This window comes from Streptomyces sp. NPDC048718 (assembly GCF_043198875.1).
Lineage (GTDB): Bacteria > Actinomycetota > Actinomycetes > Streptomycetales > Streptomycetaceae > Streptomyces.
In genome coordinates, this window is sequence record NZ_JBICVG010000007.1 from 67,044 (window position 1) to 84,043 (window position 17,000).

15 protein-coding genes and 1 CRISPR repeat array are annotated in these 17,000 nt (G+C 71.2%); of the genes, 10 read left to right on the plus strand and 5 right to left on the minus strand.

The window, feature by feature from the left end; all coding sequences use genetic code 11:
* Nucleotides 1-65: 65 nt before the first annotated feature.
* The 3 genes from ACGFRB_RS15060 (at nt 66) to ACGFRB_RS15070 (ending at nt 2,172) form a co-directional block, all read left to right on the plus strand.
* Nucleotides 66-989: a phosphotransferase family protein gene (locus ACGFRB_RS15060; protein ID WP_393243211.1), complete on the plus strand. Its 924-nt coding sequence runs from the start codon at nt 66-68 to the stop codon at nt 987-989.
* Nucleotides 990-1,072: 83 nt separating this feature from the next.
* Nucleotides 1,073-1,666 (plus strand): GNAT family N-acetyltransferase, encoded by a 594-nt coding sequence (locus ACGFRB_RS15065; RefSeq protein WP_363004388.1) that lies wholly within the window; start codon nt 1,073-1,075, stop codon nt 1,664-1,666.
* A gap of 50 nt (nt 1,667-1,716) precedes the next feature.
* Nucleotides 1,717-2,172 carry a YchJ family protein gene (locus ACGFRB_RS15070; RefSeq protein ID WP_393243213.1) on the plus strand — a complete coding sequence of 152 codons (456 nt, stop codon included), beginning with the start codon at nt 1,717-1,719 and terminating at the stop codon, nt 2,170-2,172.
* Nucleotides 2,173-2,388: 216 nt separating this feature from the next.
* On the opposite strand, the gene ACGFRB_RS15075 is transcribed toward ACGFRB_RS15070, so the two are convergent.
* The 3 genes from ACGFRB_RS15075 to ACGFRB_RS15085 form a co-directional block, all read right to left on the minus strand.
* Nucleotides 2,389-4,488: an MDR family MFS transporter gene (locus ACGFRB_RS15075; protein ID WP_393243215.1), complete on the minus strand. Its 2,100-nt coding sequence runs from the start codon at nt 4,486-4,488 to the stop codon at nt 2,389-2,391.
* Nucleotides 4,489-4,686: 198 nt separating this feature from the next.
* Nucleotides 4,687-4,944, minus strand: a complete 258-nt coding sequence (locus ACGFRB_RS15080) for a hypothetical protein (RefSeq protein ID WP_393243217.1) — start codon at nt 4,942-4,944, stop codon at nt 4,687-4,689.
* A gap of 300 nt (nt 4,945-5,244) precedes the next feature.
* On the minus strand, nt 5,245-6,303 hold the full coding sequence (locus tag ACGFRB_RS15085; RefSeq protein ID WP_393243219.1) for an ATP-dependent DNA ligase: 1,059 nt from the start codon (nt 6,301-6,303) through the stop codon (nt 5,245-5,247).
* Between the two features lie 156 nt (nt 6,304-6,459).
* Here ACGFRB_RS15085 and ligD point away from each other — a divergent pair, with 156 nt between their 5' ends.
* Together ligD and ACGFRB_RS15095 are read left to right on the plus strand one after the other, a co-directional pair.
* Nucleotides 6,460-7,473: a non-homologous end-joining DNA ligase gene (gene ligD, locus ACGFRB_RS15090; RefSeq protein WP_393243649.1), complete on the plus strand. Its 1,014-nt coding sequence runs from the start codon at nt 6,460-6,462 to the stop codon at nt 7,471-7,473.
* Nucleotides 7,474-7,770: 297 nt separating this feature from the next.
* Entirely contained in the window at nt 7,771-8,046 is a 276-nt protein-coding gene (locus tag ACGFRB_RS15095; protein ID WP_363004770.1) for a WhiB family transcriptional regulator, read from the plus strand.
* Between the two features lie 178 nt (nt 8,047-8,224).
* Here the strand turns inward: ACGFRB_RS15095 and ACGFRB_RS15100 are convergent, their stop codons facing one another.
* Complete coding sequence (locus ACGFRB_RS15100; RefSeq protein ID WP_393243220.1) at nt 8,225-9,199, minus strand: acyl-ACP desaturase; 975 nt, start codon at nt 9,197-9,199, stop codon at nt 8,225-8,227.
* 1,093 nt (nt 9,200-10,292) lie between these two features.
* Nucleotides 10,293-10,687: a CRISPR direct-repeat array (repeat unit 29 nt; unit sequence GTGATCCCCGCGCACGCGGGGGTGGTCCC).
* A 531-nt stretch (nt 10,688-11,218) separates the two neighbouring features.
* Between ACGFRB_RS15100 and ACGFRB_RS15105 the strand changes: the two genes are divergently transcribed.
* Nucleotides 11,219-11,920, plus strand: coding sequence for a hypothetical protein (locus ACGFRB_RS15105; protein ID WP_393243221.1), 702 nt, complete (start codon nt 11,219-11,221; stop codon nt 11,918-11,920).
* On the opposite strand, the gene ACGFRB_RS15110 is transcribed toward ACGFRB_RS15105, so the two are convergent.
* Complete coding sequence (locus tag ACGFRB_RS15110; RefSeq protein WP_393243222.1) at nt 11,865-13,049, minus strand: class I SAM-dependent methyltransferase; 1,185 nt, start codon at nt 13,047-13,049, stop codon at nt 11,865-11,867. The genes ACGFRB_RS15105 and ACGFRB_RS15110 overlap by 56 nt on opposite strands.
* A 101-nt stretch (nt 13,050-13,150) precedes the next feature.
* Between ACGFRB_RS15110 and ACGFRB_RS15115 the strand changes: the two genes are divergently transcribed.
* The 4 genes from ACGFRB_RS15115 to groL all read left to right on the plus strand — a co-directional run bounded on the left by ACGFRB_RS15115 (nt 13,151) and on the right by groL (nt 16,956).
* Complete coding sequence (locus ACGFRB_RS15115) at nt 13,151-14,188, plus strand: polysaccharide deacetylase family protein (RefSeq protein ID WP_393243224.1); 1,038 nt, start codon at nt 13,151-13,153, stop codon at nt 14,186-14,188.
* A complete protein-coding gene (locus tag ACGFRB_RS15120) occupies nt 14,185-14,733 on the plus strand; it encodes a hypothetical protein (RefSeq protein ID WP_393243226.1) in 549 nt (182 codons plus the stop codon). Before ACGFRB_RS15115 ends, ACGFRB_RS15120 begins: the two co-directional genes overlap by 4 nt.
* A gap of 174 nt (nt 14,734-14,907) precedes the next feature.
* Nucleotides 14,908-15,216 (plus strand): co-chaperone GroES, encoded by a 309-nt coding sequence (gene groES / locus ACGFRB_RS15125; RefSeq protein ID WP_004955293.1) that lies wholly within the window; start codon nt 14,908-14,910, stop codon nt 15,214-15,216.
* Between the two features lie 117 nt (nt 15,217-15,333).
* Nucleotides 15,334-16,956 carry a chaperonin GroEL gene (groL, locus tag ACGFRB_RS15130; RefSeq protein WP_363006637.1) on the plus strand — a complete coding sequence of 541 codons (1,623 nt, stop codon included), beginning with the start codon at nt 15,334-15,336 and terminating at the stop codon, nt 16,954-16,956.
* The last annotated feature ends 44 nt before the right edge of the window (nt 16,957-17,000 follow it).

A 17,000-nucleotide genomic window follows, 5' to 3' on the forward strand; every position in this document is an offset into this window, starting at 1 on the left:
GGCTCCGGGCCACGGCCGGGGAATCACAGTGGTCGGCCCCAGGGGGCCGACCTAGGATGCCGATCATGCTGCCTCCCGTCGAGACCGATGAAGACTGGCGCCGGATCGTCCCCGACGAGTCGGCGATGCTCCCCGGAGCACGAGACCTGTGCGCCCGTCTCGGCCTCGGCGGTGCGCCGCTCACCCGATTCCCGGAAGGGTCCCAGCCGGTCTACGCGGTGGGCGACGAGCTCGTACTCAAGCTGTTCCCCGGGTCCGCCGCCCAGGACGGGATCACCGAAGCCCGGGTCCTCGCCCATGTCGAGGGCCGACTGCCGGTGGCGACCCCGCGCGTGCGCGACGCCGGCGGGTACGAGAACGGCTGGCGGTACGTCCTGATGTCGCGGCTGCCCGGCGAGAACCTCGCGCATGCCTGGGAGCGCGTGCCGCGCGCGGACCAGGAGCGGATGGTCACCGGAATCGGCGAGGCCCTCGCGGCGCTGCACGCCCTCGACCACGGGCCGCTCACGGATGTCGTCGGCCCCGGCGACTGGGGCGCCTTCGTCGACCGGCAGCGGGCGGGCGCCGTCCAACGTCAGCGCGAGCGCGGACTGCCGCCCGGCTGGCTGGAGCGGATCGAGGACTTCCTGGCCTCCGTGCCGCTGCCGCGCACGCCGCGGCCCAGTCTGCTGCACACCGAGGTGATGCGGCAGCACTTCTTCACCACCCCCGACACCTGGCGGCTCACGGGCTTCTACGACTTCGAACCCGCCATGATCGGGGACCGGGCCTACGACTTCGTCGGCGTCGGGCTGTTCGTCACCCGGGGCGACCCGGCGCTGCTGGGCCGGCTCGCCCGCGCGTACGGCGAGACGTTCGAGCCGGACGTCCTGCTCGCCTACACCCTGCTGCACGTGTACAGCAATCTCCCCTGGTACCTGCGCGAGCTCGGCGTCACGGGCGAGCCGGAGCTGCCCGCGCTCGCGGAGGCCTGGTTCGGCGTGGACTGACCTGCGGGCCCCGGATCCCGGGTACGGCCCGGGATCCGGGACCCGGTCGATCGTTCAAGATCATTTGGAGGCAGAATGCCCTCATGGAGACGACGAACGCACCCAGGAAAGCGGACCTCCAGGACACGGCGGACATCAGCCGCACGCTGGCCCTGGCCTTCGATGACGACCCGATGATGCGCTGGTTCTTCCCCGAGGACACCACGCGCGAGACCACGCTCGCGGACTACTTCTCGACGCTCTTCACCCGCCAGTACCTCCTGAACGGCGTATGTGAACGCACCGACGCGGCCGCCGCCTTCTGGGTTCCGGCCGAGGCCCAGGAGAAGGCCGTCCCGGACGCGGAGACCATCCGGCGCCTGATCGGGATCCTCGGCGACCGGGCCGGCCTGTTCAAGGAGGCCGTCGAGACTGCCGCCGCGCACACCCCGGGCGAACCCCACTGGTCGCTGGCGCTCATCGGCGCCGCCCCCGCCGCCCAGGGCACCGGGCAGGGCGGCGCCCTCCTGCGCTCCGGCCTCGCCCAGGCCGACGCGGCGGGCCTGCCGGTCTACCTGGAGTCGTCCAAGGCCGCCAACCTTCCCGTCTACGAGCACTTCGGCTTCGCCGTGCGCGAGGAATTCGCGCTGCCCGGCGGCGGCCCGACGCTCTGGGGGATGTGGCGCGACCCGCGCTGACCGCGGCACCTCGGTGGGGCGGGCGGCGACCGGCACGCGACAATGGACGCATGTCCCGACGCAAGACCCGCCCCGCCTCCCGTACCGCCCGCTCCGCCGCTCCCGCGCCGGCCGCCGTGACCGCCGAGTCGCCGTGCCCCTGCGGGCTGGCCGCCCCGTACGGTGCCTGCTGCGGCCGCTTCCACACCGGGCCCGCCGCCGCGCCCACCGCGGAACTCCTCATGCGCTCCCGCTACAGCGCCTTCGTCGTCCGCGACGAGGGCTATCTGCTGCGCACCTGGGCACCGGAAACCCGGCCGGGGGAGGTCGACTTCGACCCGGGGATGCGCTGGGCCGGTCTGGAGATCGAGGAGACCGGCGACGGCACCGCGTTCCACCAGCACGGCACCGTGACCTTCACAGCGCGCTTCACTCACGACGGCGAGCCGGGCGAACTCCACGAGCGGAGCCGCTTCGCACGGCACGAGGGGGCGTGGGTGTACGTCGACGGCGACTTCCTGGACTGAGGCTCGGCGCTTTCACGGGCCGCGCGACGACGAGACCGTGCCTCCGAGGCCGCGGAGTCGTCCCCGGTGCGCGCCGGGGCCCGGGAGTCCCTACCTGCCGTCGGGCACGGGGGCCGGGGCGCCGTCCGGCGCGGGGCCTGGAGCTCAGGGGGTGTCGATGCGTGGGACGTGGGCCCGCGGAGCCCGTACATCTGTGAAGTAGTCGTTGGGTGCGGCTCATCGTTTCGCCGTCGCGCCCACCGGCTCGCGCCGGCCCGCCCGCGGCATCCCCTGTGCCAGGTCCTCCGCGACCAGCTTCTTCGCGATGGCGTCCGTCGCGGCCCGCAGTTCCGGGCCGCTCGGGCGGCCCTGTTCCGTCTCGATCCGCCGGGACAGCCAGTCGCCCCACGCGTGGGTGATGACCTCGGCCTCCCGCTTCCCCGCCGCGGTGTGGGACAGCAGACTGCCGTCCCGGGTCAGATACCCCTCGTCCACCATCCGGTCGAAGACCGGCAACAGGACCTCCGGCGGCACCCGGCGCTGTGCCGAGATCAGTCCGAGGCTGGCGTGGCCGACCATCCGGGTGAACAGCTCCACCTGCATGACGGCCCACGCGCCGGCCGTGTCGAGCCGGGTGTCCGAGGTGTCGACGATCTTTCGCGCGGTGTCGAAGTCGGTCCGGCGCATGATCCGGCCGACCGCCAGTTCGAGCAGCTTTGCGGAGTCGCTGCCGCTGGTCGGCGCGCCGAAGCCCTCGCCCATGTCGGGAGCGGACTCCCGGGCGGTGTCGCGCAACTCGACCTGTTTGAGGAACAGCGCCACCACGAAGCCGACGGCGGCCACCGGCACCGTCCACAGGAAGACGGTGTGCAGGGTGTTCGCGTACGCCTGCACGATCGGCGCCGCCACCGGGCCGGGCAGCGCGTGCAGCCCGTGCGGGTTCTGCGCGGCCCGGGCCACGACCGCCGGGTCGATCCCGAGCCGCGCGCCGGCGGCCGTGGCCCCGGCGATGCCGTCCGCGAGGTTCGGCTTGAGGGAGTTGGCGTAGAGAGTGCCGAAGACGGCGGTACCGAAGGCGCTGCCGAGCGTACGGAAGAAGGTGACACCGGAGGTCGAGGTGCCCAGGTCCGCGTAGTCGACGGTGTTCTGCACGGCGATGATGAGCACCTGCATGCACAGGCCGATGCCGATGCCGAGCACGGTCATATAGAGCGATTCGAGCCCGGCTCCGCTGTGCGGACCCATCCGCGACAGCAGGAAGAGCCCGAGGCCCATCACGAGCGAGCCGGCGATCGGGAAGATCCGATAGTGGCCGGTCTTGCTGACCACGTTGCCGCTGAAGATGGACGCCACGAGCAGACCGGCGACCATCGGCAGGGTGCGGATACCGGAGACCGTGGCCGAGTCGCCGTCGACGTACTGGAGATAGGTCGGCAGAAAGGTCATCGCGCCGAGCATCGCGAAGCCGACGACGAAGCTGAGCACCGAGCAGACGGTGAAGACCGGATTGCGGAACAGCCGCATGGGCAGCATCGGTTCGGCCGCCCGGGTCTCCGCCCAGCAGAACAGCCCGAACGCGACCACGCCGCCGACGAACAGGCCGATGACGACGCCGGAGCCCCACGGGTACTCGTTGCCTCCCCAACTCGTCGCCAGGATCAGGGCGCTGGAGCCGATCGCCACCAGCGCGATGCCCAGATAGTCGATGACGGGCCGGCTCACGGAGCGCAGGGTGGGGATGGTGCGGGCGGCGGCGATGACCACCACGATCGCGATGGGGACGTTGACGTAGAACGCCCAGCGCCAGGTCAGATGGTCGGTGAACAGGCCGCCGAGCAGCGGTCCGATGACGGTCGAGACCCCGAACACCGCCCCGATCGCGCCCTGGTACTTGCCTCGGTCGCGCAAGGGGATCACATCGGCGATCAGCGCCATGGAGGTGACCATGAGCCCGCCGGCGCCGATGCCCTGGAGGCCGCGCCAGACGATCAGCAGGGTCATGTTGGTGGCGAGCCCGCACAGGAACGAGCCGGTGATGAAGACGATCGCCGAGATCTGGAAGATGACCTTGCGGCCGAACAGGTCGCCGAACTTGCCGACCAGGACGGTCGCGACCGTCTCGGCGAGCAGATACGAGGTGACCACCCAGGACATGTGGGCGGCGCCGCCCAGGTCCGAGACGATGGTCGGCAGGGCGGTGCCCACGATCGTCTGGTCGAGTGCCGCCAGGAGCACACCGAGCATGATCGTGCCGAAGACGATGTTGCGGCGGCGGTCGTCGAGCACCGGGGGCTCGACGGCCGGGGGCGCGGGCGCGGCTTCGCTGGTGGTGGTCACTCTCGCAGCGTCACACCGATGGCCGTGTGTCGCATGCGGAGCACACCCGAACCGGTGCGACCGGATCCGAGCCGGATCCGAGCCGGATCCGAGCTGGATCCGGTCCGGAGGCGAGTCGGGACCGGACCTCGGGCAGAGGACTCGGACCTGGATACCCGCCCGGGCCCTGGAACCCGCCCCGACGGCACGCCGGTGCGGCTACCAGCCGGGCCGCACCGGCAGCTGAGGGTGGTGCTTGGCGAGGATCTTGTTGGCCTTGGCCAGCGCGGCCAGCGCGTACTCCCGGTCGGCCCGGTCCTCCGGACACAGCGGCCCGCGGAACCGGTACACCTCGCGCGCCGCGCAGTCGGCGTCGACCTCGGCCTGGAGCACGTCCAGCGGCAGGCAGGAGCCGATCAGCGCGGCGACACGGTCGGGGATCGGCACGGGGACGAGGGGCGAGGGCGAGGCGATCACGGTCGGTCCTTGTGGGCTGTGGGGGATGGGTCGGTCGGCGGGAGGGTCGCTCCCACCCTCCATACGTACCGGATCCCGGTGCCGGTTGGACGACGGCCGCGTCACCGCGGGGCAACAGCCGGACGCCTTCGGCGTTCTGACGTTCGCACCGGTTCGCGGACGCGGCGCGCGTTCTCGCAGGTGCGCGCGGGTGAGCCGAACGGATCGTTCGTCAGTTCACTGAACGTAAAGGCAAAAAGGGGCAGTTGTCGCCCCGCCGGATGTGGTCGATCTCACGCCCGTCTTGCCTTCCCCGGCGCCCTACGCGAGGACGGCGGAGAGGTCGTACGAGACGGGTTCCTCCAACTGCGCGTACCCGCAGGACTCCGGGGCGCGGTCCGGTCGCCAGCGCCGGAACTGGGCGGTGTGCCGGAAGCGGTCGCCCTCCATGTGGTCGTAGCCGACCTCGCAGACCCGCTCCGGGCGCAGTGCCACCCACGACAGGTCCTTCTTCCCCGACCAGCGGCTCGGCGCCCCCGGCAGCCGGGACGAGGCGTGCGCCGACGTGTCCGCCCAGGCCGCCCACGGATGCCCGGTCGGCGGGTCCATGCGCAGCGGCTCCAACTCCTCGATCAGTTCGGCGCGCCGCCGGGCGGTGAAGGCCGCGCACACGCCGACGTGCTGGAGGGCGCCCTGGTCGTCGTACAGGCCGAGGAGCAGCGAGCCGACCACCGGACCGCTCTTGTGGAAGCGGTATCCGGCCACGACGACATCGGCGGTCCGCTCGTGCTTGATCTTGTACATGAGCCGCTCGTCCGGCCGGTACGGGAGGTCGAGCGGCTTGGCGACGACCCCGTCCAGGCCCGCACCCTCGTACTGCTCGAACCAGCGCGCGGCGAGCTCCGGATCGCGGGTCGCGGGGGCGAGATGGACCGGGGCGGTGACGCCGGCCAGCGTGTGCTCCAAGGCGGCCCGCCGTTCGGCGAGCGGGGTGTCGAGCAGGGCCTCGTCGCCGAGGGCCAGCAGGTCGAAGGCGATGAAGCGGGCCGGGTTGGTCTCCGCCAGCATCCGGACCCGCGACGCGGCCGGATGGATCCGCTCGGTGAGACGGTCGAAGTCCAGCCGCCCCTCGTGCTCCACGACGATCTCGCCGTCGACCACACAGCGCTCGGGCAGCCGGGTGAGCAGCGCCTCGACCACCTCCGGGAAGTAGCGGGTCAGCGGCTTGCCCGTACGGCTGCCGAGGAAGACCTCCGGGCCGTCGCGGTGCGCGATCGCGCGGAACCCGTCCCATTTGGCCTCGTACTGCATGCCCGGCGGGATCCTCTTGACGGCCTTCGCCAGCATTGGCTTGATCGGCGGCATCACCGGCAGGTCCATGCCGCGATTCTAGGGAGGATTCATTCCTTCTGCCCCGATATGCGTAGGGCGGGTGCCCGGCCTAGGCTGGCCGCCATGGCAGGAGGCGCGGCAGGCGGGGCGGCAGGGGCAGGCGGGGCAGGCCGGGCGGGCGAGGCAGGCGGAAAAGCGGCGGCGGTGGAGCTGGAGGCCGGCGGCCGGACCGTACGGATCTCCCACCCGGACAAGATCTACTTCCCGGAGCCCGGCTACACGAAGCTCGACATGGCCGAGTACTACCTGGCGGTCGGTGACGGCATCACCCGCGCCCTGCGCGACCGGCCCACCACCCTGGAACGCTATGTCGACGGTGTGGCCGGTGAATCCTTCTTCCAAAAGCGCGCGCCGAAGTATCTTCCCGAGTGGATTCCGACCGCCCACATCATCTTCCCGAGCGGTCGCTCCGCCGATGAGATGTGCCCCACCGAACCGGCCGCCGTGCTGTGGGCGGCCAACCTCGGCGCCATGACGTTCCACCCCTGGCCCGTACGCCGCGAGGACACCGAGCACCCGGACGAGCTGCGGCTGGACCTCGACCCGCAGCCCGGCACCGACTACACCGACGCCGTCCGCGCCGCCCACGAACTGCGCGCGGTCCTGGCGGAACACGGGTTGCGCGGCTGGCCCAAGACCTCCGGCGGACGCGGTCTGCACGTCTTCGTGCCGATCCGGCCGGAATGGACGTTCACCCAGGTCAGACGGGCCGCCATCGCCTGCGGACGGGAGCTGGAGCGGCGCATGCCGGACCGCGTCACCATCAAGTGGTGGAAGGAGGAGCGCGGCGAGCGGATCTTCGTCGACTACAACCAGACCGCCCGCGACCGCACCATCGCCTCCGCCTACTCCGTACGCCCCAGGCCGCACGCCCCGGTCTCCGCGCCGCTGCGCTGGGAGGAGATCGACGACGCCGTGCCGCGCGACTTCGACATCCGCACGATGCCGAAGCGCTACGCCGAACTCGGCGATGTGCACGCGGACATGGACGACGAGCGCTTCAGCCTCGAATCGCTCCTCGAACTGGCCCGTCGTGACGAGGCGGAGCACGGTCTTGGCGACCTTCCCTATCCGCCGGAGTACCCGAAGATGCCCGGTGAGCCGAAACGGGTCCAGCCGAGCCGGGCCCGGAAGGAAGGGGCGCAGGATGGGGCGTAGCAGGGGGAGCGGGCGTGAAGGCGGGAACGGCAGTAGGACGGTCGTGGGGAGAGCTGCGGGGGCCGGCAGGGGCGGCTGCGGCGGATGATGGCCGAAAGCGGTGCTTCGGGCGGGCGACGGAGCGGGGCTGACCGGTGTACTTCCCGGACGTTCGGACGCCTTCAGGAGGAGTACGGGAGGGGTGGGCGGGGAAACGTAAGGGTGGCCGGAACGCGGCCACAGGCCTTCGGCGCGCCGCGTTGATCGGACGTTGATGGCGCGTTTACGCCCGTGGGTGAGGCTGTCCGCATGACCGAGATGATGATCGCCCCGCTCGCCCCCGCCACCCCGCAGGCCCTGATTTCCCCCGCTCTCGACCTCTCCTGGCAGGAGAACGCGCTGTGCGCCCAGGCGGGGCCGGAGTTCTTCTTCCCGGCGCCCGGCTCCTCGACCCGCGAGGCCAAGCAGCTGTGCGGAGCCTGCGAGGGGCGGGTGGCGTGCCTGGAGTACGCGCTCGCGGCCGACGAGCGGTTCGGCGTGTGGGGCGGGCTCTCGGAGAAGGAGCGGATTCGGCTCAAGCGCCTCCGGGGCTGACCCGTCGTGGGGTCGCCCCTTCGGCTCCCGGACCTTGCTGCCGGGACCACCGGGATTCCTGCCGTTCATCCCGTACACCTGCCCGTGGAGCCCTGCGCCCGTACCGCCCGCCGCTGCCCGCCCTTGTCCGTCCTCGCCCGCCCCTGCCTGTTGCTTCCGACGCTTTCCGGCCGAGCCGTCAGCCGGCCGCCCGAGCGGCCATCCGCGACTTGCGAGCTGCGAGACGCTCGTCGAACTTCGACGCCTCGCCGTCCAGACCGTCCATGTAGAGCCCCAGTTCGTCCTGGGCCTGGAGGCCCTCCGGGCCGAGGCCGTCGATCTGGAGGACCTTGAGGAAGCGCAGCACCGGCTGGAGGACGTCGTCGTGGTGGATGCGCAGGTTGTAGATCTCGCCGATCGCCATCTGGGCCGCCGCGCGCTCGAAGCCGGGCATGCCGTGACCGGGCATACGGAAGTTGACGACCACGTCCCGCACGGCCTGCATCGTCAGGTCGGGTGCGAGTTCGAAGGCCGCGCCGAGCAGGTTGCGGTAGAAGATCATGTGCAGGTTCTCGTCGAGCGCGATGCGCGCGAGCATGCGGTCGCAGACCGGGTCGCCGGAGTGGTGTCCGGTGTTGCGGTGCGAGATGCGGGTGGCGAGTTCCTGGAAGGCCACGTAGGCGATCGAGTGCAGCATCGAGTGACGGTTGTCGGACTCGAAGCCCTCGGACATGTGGGACATGCGGAATCGTTCGAGCTGGTCCGGGTCGACGGCTCGGGAGGCCAGCAGGTAGTCGCGCATCACGATCCCGTGCCGGCCCTCCTCGGCGGTCCAGCGGTGCACCCAGGTGCCCCAGGCGCCGTCGCGGCCGAAGAGGGTGGCGATCTCGTGGTGGTAGCTCGGGAGGTTGTCCTCGGTCAGCAGGTTGACGACCAGGGCGGTGCGGCCGATGTCGGTGACCTTGGACTGGGAACGGTCCCAGGCCTCGCCGTCCTCGAAGAACGCGGGGAAGTTCCGGGCGTCGGACCAGGGCACGTAGTCGTGCGGCATCCAGTCCTTGGAGACCTTCAGATGCCGGTCCAGCTCCCTCCCGACGACCTCTTCCAGCGCGTAGAGCAGGCGCGCGTCGGTCCACCCTGTGGTGTCGGCGAGGTGGGGAGAGGTGAGCGTCACGGGGACTCCTGGGGACGGAGACGGGCATACGGAATTACCTACGGATACGTAGGTTACGAGACCGTAGGTTAAAGGCCTCATAAGGGGTGGGCCAATCCGGGGGAGGGGGCTGCGCGGGAGGAGGCCCAGGTCATGGGGTGGGTGAGGCGTGTCGGGGTGGGGGAGTGGGGCCTCGGGGTGGGCGTGTCTGGTGGGGTTCGGGTGGTGGCCCGCCCTCTTTTTCGAGTGTGGCCCCCTTCGCCGGGCCCTCAAGGGCGCTCCCTTCGGTCGCGTCGCTTGCGCGATGGCCTTCGGCCACCCTTGACCGCCCGGCTACGGGGGCCTTTTCACACTCGGAGGGCGGGCCGGGGGAAAGGCTCCACGCGGGGGCGATGCTCTTGCCGACCGCCGTAGGCGGGTGGCGGGCCGGTGGTCGGGGTGGGGTCCGGGTATCGCTCCGATGGTTCCGTTGTCCGTCCGCCGGTGGGGTGGGGCTCGGCTTGCGGCCCGGGCCGGTGGGACAGCACCCGCCGGCCCAGGGTGCGCAGAAGTGCAATGGGGCGGCCCGGGCCGTCTCAGCGGCCAGCCGCCGTCAGTGGGCTGGGATTCATGCCCCGCTGGTCACCCCCGGTGGGCGGGAACGGGGGAAACCCCGCTCGCGCGGTGACCGGGCTCGCCTGGATCGCCTCTGGAGTCACACGAGTTCACACCAGCTCCATGACGGGTGCGGAGTATCGCGTTCCACCCCGGGCCGTGTGAGTAAGTGTGCTCGCGAGCGTCCGGGAGTGCCTCTGGAGTCACAGGAGTTCACTCCGGTCCCATTTTCGGCGGGGATTTCGACTTACTCACCCGCCGGACGAGGGAACTGCGCACGCGAGCACCCCCGTTCGCCCCCGCCGTCACGAGAGTCACCCTTCCTCGCCCCGCCGAGGGGCGGAGCGACATCTTCCGCCCGACCGCGCGAGTTAGTGTGCTCGCGAGCGTCAGGGAGAGCCTCTGGAGTCACGGGAGTTCACCATTGCCCTATTTGAAGCGAGAATGTTGGCTTAAGTCGCGCCTTGGTGAAGTGGGTAAAATCCGGGGTCTGGCGATGTGAAGCCGCAGGTCAGCTCCTGTGGTCCCCGCGCACGCTGGGGTGGTCCCGGAGGCGCCCTCTACGGCCCCGACGGAACCGGGTGATCCCCGCGCACGCGGGGGTGGTCCCCTCGCGTCCGCGTTTCCCATGGTCCGGAGCAAGTGATCCCCGCGCACGCGGGGGTGGTCCCAAGCTCAACACGGCCGCGGGCGGTACCGCCGAGTGATCCCCGCGCACACGGGGGTGGTCCCTCCTCAGGACCGTTCGCCACGACGCGGGCCTAGTGATGCCCGCGCACGCTGGGGTGGTCCCGCCACCGGGTACATGGTCATGTCCAGTGAGCTGTGGTCCCCGCGCACGCGGGGGTGGTCCCCGGACTGCAACCCGCGCGCCAGCCACAATGCCCTGATCCCCGCGCACGCGGGGGTGGTGCCCGTGCGGGCGCTCGGCGATTCTTCAGCCCACGGGCGGTGACCAGCGGGGCATGAATCCCAGCTCGCCGACGGCGGTCATTCGCTGAGCCGTGCCGGGCCGCCCCATTGCACTGCTGCGTACCCCCGGGCCGGCGGGCGCGGTTCCACCGGCCCGGGCCGCGCACTCAGCCCCACCCCACCGGCGAACAGACAACGAAGCCACCGGAGCGATACCCGGGCCCCGGCCCGCCACCCGCCCACGGTGCCCGACCAACAAGCCAACCCCCGCGTGGACCTTTCCCCTGGTCCGCCCTCCGAGAGTGTTTTTCGCGCCTGGAGGCGCCGGGTCAAGGGTGGCCGAAGGCCATCGCGCGAGCGACGCGACCGAAGGGAGCGCCCTTGACGCGGCGCTGGAAGGCGCGACTCTCGGAAGGAGGGCGGACACCACGCCAAGCGCACTCGCACCTCGCGCTATGACACGCCCCGCCCACCCCCTGCGGGCCGCCCAACTCCGCCCAACTCCCCTGTGAAGAGACCGAATAAGGTCGCCCCATGTCGTCTTTCCGGAATCTCCCGCCCCCTCCGCCGCCCGTGGAACTCCAGAGCTGGCCGGACCCTGCGTCACGCCGGGCCGACCGGGCGCGCGCGATGGACGAGCTGCGCCGCGCGCTGCTCGGGGGCGGTCGGCTCACGCTGTTCCTGGTGTGGTTCCTGCTGCTCCAGCTCGGCTGGGGACTGATCGCCGTGGGACTGTCGCCGCTCATCGAACCGGCGGGATCGGACGTGATCACCTCGATGATCGGGGTGTTCTGCGCGGCCCTCGGGATCGGGTTGTTCGTCCCGGTGGTCTGGCTGACCGTACGGAGCCTGCTGCGCGACCGGACCGTCCGTGAGCGCCTGGAGGCGTGGGCCGCGCTCGACCGGGACGCCCCGGCCGACGCGCGGCTGCGTGCGCCGGGGCTCAGTGTGTGCTGGCTGCTGCTGTCCTTCGCGCTGTGTGCGACCGGCCTGTGGGTCGCGTATGCCGTTCCGCTCAACACGACGCGGGACAGCGGCGGTTACCCGCTCGTCGTCTACGGCATGGGCGCGGCCCTCATCCTGTGGGTGACGGGCCTGACCGGGCTCGCGAAGGCCTTCGGGCACTACCGCATGGCGATCCGCCCGACGGGTTCCGCCGGCGGGCCCGGCCCGGCTCCGGTCAGCGGCCCGCCGGCCGGCCGATCAGCATCGTCGGGGCTCCCGCGACCCGAGTGAGCAGCACCGTCGCGGAGTTGGGGCCCTTCGGCTTCACCTTGCGGCGGATCTCCTCCGGTTCGACCGCCGAGCCGCGCTTCTTCACGGTGAGCACGCCCACCTCGCGCTCCCGCAGCAGAGCCTTCAACTTCTTGAGATTGAAGGGGAGTTCGTCGGTGATCTCGTACGCGGCGGCATACGGGGTGGGGGTGAGTGTGTCGGCCGTGATGTACGCGATCGTCTCATCGATCAGCCCGCCGCCGAGTTCCTCGGCGACCTCGGCGACCAGATGCGCGCGGATGACGGCGCCGTCGGGCTCGTAGAGGTAGCGGCCCACCGGCCTGACCGCCGGGTCGGGCAGAGTGCCGCCGGTCAGGGCGGCGCCGCCGGGCAGCAGCGTCGCGCGTCGCGCGCCGGGCTCGGTGCCGAACCACAGCACGGCTTCCTTCACGTCCCCGCCGTCCGAGATCCACTCCGCCTCGGCCTCCTCGGGCACGGCCTCGTGCGGAATGCCCGGAGCGACCTTCAGCGCCGCGAAACGGGCCGCGCGGGCCGCGCCGACCGCCCAGGACAGCGGCGGCGAGTACGCCTCCGGGTCGAAGATGCGGCCCCGGCCGCCGCGCCGCGCCGGGTCGACGAAGACCGCGTCGTACGGCGTGGTGTCGATCTCGGTGACATCCGCGCACCGCACCTCGATGAGCCCGTCGAGGCCGAGCGCCGCCGCGTTGGCGCGGGCGGTCTCGGCGGTCAGCGGGTCGCGGTCGACGGCGAGTACGGAGATCCCGGCGCGCGCGAGCGCGAGGGCGTCGCCGCCGATGCCGGAGCAGAGGTCGGCGACGCTGGTGACGCCGAGCGCCTTGAAACGGGCCGCGCGGTGGGCGGCGACGGTGGCCCGGGTGGACTGCTCGACACCGTTCGGCGTGAAGTACATCCGGTACGCGTCCTCGGCGCCGAACTTGGCGACCGCCCGCTGGCGCAACCGGGCCTGGCCGAGGGCGGCCGAGACCAGTTCGGCGGGGTGGTCGCGGCGCAGCCGGGAGGCGAGCGCCAGTTCCTGGGCGGGGTCGTAGTCGCGCAGGACGTCGAGCAGGGTCTGGCCCTCGGGGGAGCGCAGGGCGGCGAAGGCGGCGAGGTCGGTCACCCCTCCCATTGTGCTGGCCGCCGGCGAAGTGGGCCGCCCGGGGGATGGTGCGAGGGGTGCCGGTGGTGTCGGGGCGGTGGACGGGCGGGTCGCTGACAGGATGCAGCGCCATGCAGCTAGTACGACAAAAGGAACATAAGGGCCCGCATCGCTCCGCGGTGGGGAGCCCCTCCGGCCCCTTCGGGTCCGGCCCCCTTCGTACCGTCGGGCCCGCGCGTGTCGTCGGCGCCGCCCTGCTCGTCGCCGTGCTCGGCTCCGCCTGCGCCGCCCCGGACGGTGGGCCGGCCACCCCCGCCGCCCCGCACGCCAAGCCCGCCGCCGGACAGCCTCACGGCGCCCAGGGTGCCCAGGGAGCCGAGGCCGCCCAAGGAGCACAAGGCGCCCAGGGCGCGGCCGGCGCGCTCGGCTCGGCCGCCGAACGCGTCCGCGCGCAGCGCGCCGCCCGGGTGGCCGCCGCGAAGAAGTGGGGCCTGGACAAGCCGCCCCTCGACGCGCCCGAGCCGCCCGCCGTGAAGCCGGAGATCACCACCCGCCCGGGCTTCGAGACCGACGGGCCGGACCGGCCGCCGGTCTTCACCACCGTGCCCACCAAGCAGCGGGTCGTCTTCCTGACGATCGACGACGGCTCGGAGAAGGACCCCGACCTGCTGCGCATGATGAACGAGCTGAAGGTCCCGTACAGCGCCTTCCTCAGCAACTACCTGGTGAAGGACGACTACGCCTACTTCAGGAAGATGCAGTCCGAAGGGGTGACGCTGAACAACCACACACTCAGCCACCCCTACCTGCCCGGTCTCGACTACGACGCCCAGCGCCACGAGATCTGCGACATGCAGGACATCATCCAGAAGCGGTTCGGCAAGCGGCCCGTGCTCTTCCGGCCGCCCTACGGCAACTACAACGACGACACCCTGCGTGCCGCCAAGTCCTGCGGCGTCAAGGCCGTGCCGCTGTGGGCCGCCGAGGCGTTCCCCGACCACATGGAGTGGCGCGAGTGGGACGAGGACCTGCACCCCGGTGACATCATCCTCACCCACTTCCGGGGGAAGGGGGACTGGAAGGGCACCATGCCGGACATGATCCGCAAGGTCATGAAGGTGCTCACCGACAAGGGGTACGCGGTGGCGAGACTCGAGGACTACGTGTGAGCCGGGCGCGCCGGCTCGTTGCCGTCCTGGCCCTGGCCGGCGCGCTGCTCGCCGCCCTCCCGGCGTGCGCCTCCTCGGTCGACCCCATCGAACGGCTCGGCCGCAAGGCTGCCGAGAGGGTCACCCCGCGCCCGCCCGCACGCCCGCACCACCACCGGCGCCGCCCGCGCACGCGCCCGCACGCCGGTCCGCGCCCCGGCTCGCACGAGCGCCCGCACGGCAGTTCACACCCCGGCTCCCGCGAGCGCTCGCACGACCGTCCGCGCCCCGGCGCGTACAACCGTCCACGCACCGCCGTGCACCCCGGCGCCACCGGTTCCGCCACGGCCCCCGCGCTCGTACGGAACACGGCTCCCGTGCGGAACCCCGCACCCCGCCCGGGCGTTCACCCGGCGCGTACCGCCGTACCGTCACCACCGCCGCGCCGGGAACCATCCTCGGACTCGGACTCGGACTCGGAATTGGACTCGGAATCGGAGCCGGACCCGGAAGCACGTCCCGAACCGCCCCTGGAATCACTCTCCGACGACACCACGGGGTCGTGAATTGGCACTCCGCTTGACCGAGTGCTAATCGCGGTCATAGTCTCGGCTCTGGCACTCCCCACCGGAGAGTGCCAACACAGCGACGGGCAGGTCCGGCACCCGCGACGACGGATCCACCTGGTCGCCACCTCAGACAGTCAACCCCGTGAGATCTCTGAAGGGGGAGGTCGGATCGTGACGACCGCCAGCTCCAAGGTTGCCATCAAGCCGCTTGAGGACCGCATCGTGGTCCAGCCGCTCGACGCCGAGCAGACCACCGCCTCTGGCCTGGTCATCCCGGACACCGCGAAGGAGAAGCCCCAGGAGGGCGCCGTCCTCGCCGTGGGTCCGGGCCGCTTCGAGAACGGCGAGCGCCTGCCGCTCGACGTCAAGGTCGGCGACGTCGTGCTCTACAGCAAGTACGGCGGCACCGAGGTGAAGTACAACGGCGACGAGTACCTCGTCCTCTCGGCTCGCGACGTGCTCGCGATCATCGAGAAGTAAGTCACCAAGGCACCTGAGCAAGATGCTTTGAGCTGCGCCCCCGACCCCCTGGTTTACCGCGGGCGGCCGGGGGCGCAGTTTCTTTCAACGATTTTTCGAGAGGGCTGAACCGCTCCCATGGCGAAGATCCTGAAGTTCGACGAGGACGCCCGTCGCGCCCTTGAGCGCGGCGTCAACAAGCTGGCCGACACGGTGAAGGTGACGATCGGCCCCAAGGGCCGCAACGTCGTCATCGACAAGAAGTTCGGCGCCCCCACCATCACCAACGACGGTGTCACGATCGCCCGCGAGGTCGAGATCGAGGACCCGTACGAGAACCTCGGTGCCCAGCTCGTCAAGGAGGTGGCGACCAAGACCAACGACATCGCGGGTGACGGCACCACCACCGCCACCGTGCTCGCCCAGGCCCTGGTCCGCGAGGGTCTGCGCAACGTCGCCGCCGGCGCCTCCCCGGCCTCCCTGAAGAAGGGCATCGACGCCGCCGTCAAGGCCGTCTCCGACGAGCTGCTCGCGACCGCGCGCCCGATCGACGACAAGGCCGACATCGCCGCCGTCGCCGCGCTGTCCGCGCAGGACCAGCAGGTCGGCGAGCTGATCGCCGAGGCCATGGACAAGGTCGGCAAGGACGGTGTCATCACCGTCGAGGAGTCCAACACCTTCGGCCTGGAGCTCGACTTCACCGAGGGCATGGCCTTCGACAAGGGCTACCTGTCCCCGTACATGGTCACCGACCAGGAGCGTATGGAGGCCGTCCTCGACGACCCGTACATCCTGATCAACCAGGGCAAGATCTCCTCCATCCAGGACCTTCTGCCGCTGCTCGAGAAGATCATCCAGGCCGGTGCCTCCAAGCCGCTGCTGATCATCGCCGAGGACGTCGAGGGCGAGGCCCTCTCCACCCTCGTCGTCAACAAGATCCGTGGCACCTTCAACGCCGTCGCCGTCAAGGCGCCGGGCTTCGGTGACCGCCGCAAGGCGATGCTCCAGGACATGGCCGTCCTCACCGGCGCCACCGTCATCTCCGAGGAGGTCGGCCTCAAGCTCGACCAGGCCGGTCTGGACGTGCTGGGCTCCGCCCGCCGCGTGACCGTCTCCAAGGACGACACGACCATCGTCGAGGGCGCCGGTCAGTCCGGTGACGTCGCGGGCCGCGTCGCGCAGATCAAGGCCGAGATCGAGAACACCGACTCCGACTGGGACCGCGAGAAGCTCCAGGAGCGCCTCGCGAAGCTGGCCGGCGGCGTGTGCGTGATCAAGGTCGGCGCCGCCACCGAGGTGGAGCTGAAGGAGAAGAAGCACCGTCTGGAGGACGCCATCTCCGCGACCCGCGCCGCGGTCGAGGAGGGCATCGTCTCCGGTGGTGGCTCCGCGCTCGTCCACGCCGCCAAGGTCCTCGAGGGCAACCTGGGCAAGGAGGGCGACGAGGCCACCGGTGTCTCCGTCGTCCGCCGCGCCGCCGTCGAGCCGCTGCGCTGGATCGCCGAGAACGCCGGCCTCGAGGGCTACGTCATCACCTCGAAGGTGGCGGAGCTGGAGAAGGGCAACGGCTTCAACGCCGCGACCGGCGAGTACGGCGACCTGGTCAAGGCCGGCGTCATCGACCCGGTCAAGGTGACGCGCTCCGCCCTGGAGAACGCCGCCTCCATCGCCTCCCTGCTGCTCACCACCGAGACCCTCGTGGTGGAGAAGAAGGAAGAGGAGCCGGCGGACGCGGGTCACGGCCACGGCCACTCCCACTGACGCCTGAGCGTCGCGCCTGACACGGTCAGTCGCAGCCGAGGCCC

What these genes read in the sequence shown, in the direction of transcription:
- ACGFRB_RS15085 (WP_393243219.1), bottom strand. Translation starts at nt 6,303, where the DNA reads ATGGACCTGCCGGTGATGCCGCCGATCAAGCCAATGCTGGCGAAGGCC.
- groL (WP_363006637.1), top strand. Translation starts at nt 15,334, where the DNA reads ATGGCGAAGATCCTGAAGTTCGACGAGGACGCCCGTCGCGCCCTTGAG.
- ACGFRB_RS15060 (WP_393243211.1), top strand. Translation starts at nt 66, where the DNA reads ATGCTGCCTCCCGTCGAGACCGATGAAGACTGGCGCCGGATCGTCCCC.
- ACGFRB_RS15105 (WP_393243221.1), top strand. Translation starts at nt 11,219, where the DNA reads ATGTCGTCTTTCCGGAATCTCCCGCCCCCTCCGCCGCCCGTGGAACTC.
- ACGFRB_RS15115 (WP_393243224.1), top strand. Translation starts at nt 13,151, where the DNA reads ATGCAGCTAGTACGACAAAAGGAACATAAGGGCCCGCATCGCTCCGCG.
- ACGFRB_RS15110 (WP_393243222.1), bottom strand. Translation starts at nt 13,049, where the DNA reads ATGGGAGGGGTGACCGACCTCGCCGCCTTCGCCGCCCTGCGCTCCCCC.
- ACGFRB_RS15065 (WP_363004388.1), top strand. Translation starts at nt 1,073, where the DNA reads ATGGAGACGACGAACGCACCCAGGAAAGCGGACCTCCAGGACACGGCG.
- ACGFRB_RS15095 (WP_363004770.1), top strand. Translation starts at nt 7,771, where the DNA reads ATGATGATCGCCCCGCTCGCCCCCGCCACCCCGCAGGCCCTGATTTCC.
- ACGFRB_RS15070 (WP_393243213.1), top strand. Translation starts at nt 1,717, where the DNA reads ATGTCCCGACGCAAGACCCGCCCCGCCTCCCGTACCGCCCGCTCCGCC.